Genomic DNA, 2,188 nt, shown 5'->3' on the forward strand with positions numbered 1-2,188 from the left:
TGCCGAGCTCGCCGTCACCGGCCTGCTGATCCGCGCCCTCTGGCTCGGCCACGAGCAGGACGACTCGGGCTGGCTCCACAGCTCCGCGGTGAAGCAGCAGATGCGCCGGATGGACCCGTCCTTCAATGAGAAGGCGCTCGGCTTCCGGTCCTTCTCCGACTTCCTGAAGTCCCGGGCCAACGTCGCCGAGCTGGAGGAGACCGGGCACGAGCGACTCGTCCGGCTCCGCGAGCAGGGCGAGTAACCCGGGCGGGGGATCGGGCGGCACGGCTTACACTGGCGGCATGAGATCCCCCATCGAGGACTACCTGCAGGAGGTGCTCGCGGGCACCGAGGACGGCGGCGAGGTCGCCAGCTACATCCCAGAGCTCGCCCAGGCCGACCCGGAGCGGCTCGCCGCCGCCCTGTGCACCGCGGACGGCACCGTCTACGCGGCGGGCGACACGGCGGCGCGCTTCAGCATCCAGTCGATGTCGAAGCCCTTCGCGTACGCGCTCGCGCTTGAGGAGCACGGGATCGACCGGGTGCTGCAGAAAGTGGGGGTCGAGCCGAGCGGGGACTCCTTCAACTCCGCCTCGCTCGACCCGAGCGATCAGCGCCCGGATAACCCCATGATCAACATCGGGGCGATCGCGACCCACGCCCTGATCCTCCCGGAGGGCAGCCGCGACGAGCGCGACGAGCGGGTGCGCCTCGGGCTCTCCGCCTTCGCAGGACGCGAGCTGGCGGTCGAGGAGGCCGTCTACGCGTCCGAGATTGAGACCGCGTTCCGGAACCTGTCGCTGGCATACCTCGTGCGCAGCGCCGACGGCTTCGGGCAAGACCCGCACGAGATCGTGGAGGGCTACACCCGGCAGTGCGCGCTCTCGGTGGACGTGCGCGACCTCGCCGTCATGGCGATGACGCTCGCCGCCGGGGGCGTGAACCCGGTGACGACGAAGCGGGTCGTGTCCGCGGAGGTCGCCCAGCAGGTGCTCTCGGTCATGACGATGTGCGGCATGTACGACGCGGCTGGCGACTGGATGACCCACGTCGGGATCCCCGCGAAGTCCGGGGTGTCCGGCGGCGTCATCGGGGGCCTCCCCGGCCAGGTCGGCCTGTCCGTGTTCTCGCCGAGGCTCGACCGCGTTGGCCACTCGGTGCGCGGGGTGCAGGTGTTTGAGCGCTTCTCCCGCGAGATGGGCATGCACCTGCTCACCTCGCCCCCGCTCTCGGTGGACGCGGTGCGGAGCATCACCCGAACGGAGACGGACCGCGGCCAGCAGCGCAGCTTCGCGCTGCAGGGGCCGCTGCGCTTTTCCAGCGCGGAGCAGGTCCTGCGGCAGTTCGAGCGCGTGACACCCGGCGACTTCCCGGTCGCGCTCGACCTGAGCCGCGTGACCTCCTTCGACCCGGTCGCCCGGCGCATGGTGCTGGAGGGGCTGCGCCGCCTGCGGGAGGACGGCCACCCGATCCTGCTCGCCGACCCGAAGGGGGTGCTCCCGGAGCCGGACCTCGGCGACGGCAGCCTCCCGGAGCGACTCGATGCCTGACGGTTTCGGGGGTCGCCCCGCCGGGGGGCTCGGGTGAGCGCGCGGCGGCCCTCCCCGCTGGCCGGACGGAAACCGACCAGGGCCGATCTCCCCGCCTTTGCGAACGACAGCCCCGACGCGCTGGACGATGTGCTGCCCGAGGCGGGGGCGGCGCCGCTGCGCCTGCTCATCGTGGGGGTCAACCCCGGGCTGTGGACGGCGGCGGTCAACGCCCCCTTCGCCTACCCGGGGAATCGCTTCTGGCCCGCTGTGTTCCGCGCGGGCCTCACCGAATACCAGGTGGATGCCTCGCGCGGGCTCTCGGCCGAGGACGAGCGGCACCTGCTCGGCCGCGGCATCGGGATCACGAACCTCGTGGGCCGGGCGACCGCGCGAGCCGATGAGCTCACGCGCGAGGAGCTCGTCGCGGGCGCGGAGCGGCTGACGCGTCGGGTGGCGCGGCTTCGGCCAGAGGCGGTCGCCATCGCCGGGATCACCGCCTACCGGGACGCCTTCGGCCAGCCCCGCGCCCGGATGGGGCGGCAGGACCCAGCGGAGCTTCCGGGCTGGCCCGCGGACGTGCCGCTCTGGGTGGTGCCGCAGCCGAGCGGCCTCAACGCCCACGAAACGGTGGAGAGCCTGGCGGAGAAGTGGCGCGCCGTGCTCGGGGCGTCCTC

Annotated in this window: 3 protein-coding genes; all 3 read left to right on the plus strand. The window is 72.7% G+C overall.

All coding sequences use genetic code 11. The features are described from left to right. The coding region (locus OOT08_RS10860) for an OST-HTH/LOTUS domain-containing protein (protein ID WP_325092659.1) at nucleotides 1-244 on the plus strand (244 nt) is incomplete at its 5' end. 40 nt (nucleotides 245-284) lie between these two features. Then, nucleotides 285-1,532 carry a glutaminase gene (locus OOT08_RS10865; protein WP_325092660.1) on the plus strand — a complete coding sequence of 416 codons (1,248 nt, stop codon included), beginning with the start codon at nucleotides 285-287 and terminating at the stop codon, nucleotides 1,530-1,532. A gap of 33 nt (nucleotides 1,533-1,565) precedes the next feature. Beyond that, nucleotides 1,566-2,188, plus strand: a 623-nt coding sequence (locus OOT08_RS10870; protein ID WP_325092661.1) for a mismatch-specific DNA-glycosylase, incomplete at its 3' end; no start/stop codon positions are given.

The sequence above is a fragment of the Leucobacter sp. M11 genome (genome assembly GCF_035726885.1).
Taxonomy (GTDB): domain Bacteria; phylum Actinomycetota; class Actinomycetes; order Actinomycetales; family Microbacteriaceae; genus JAPFRB01.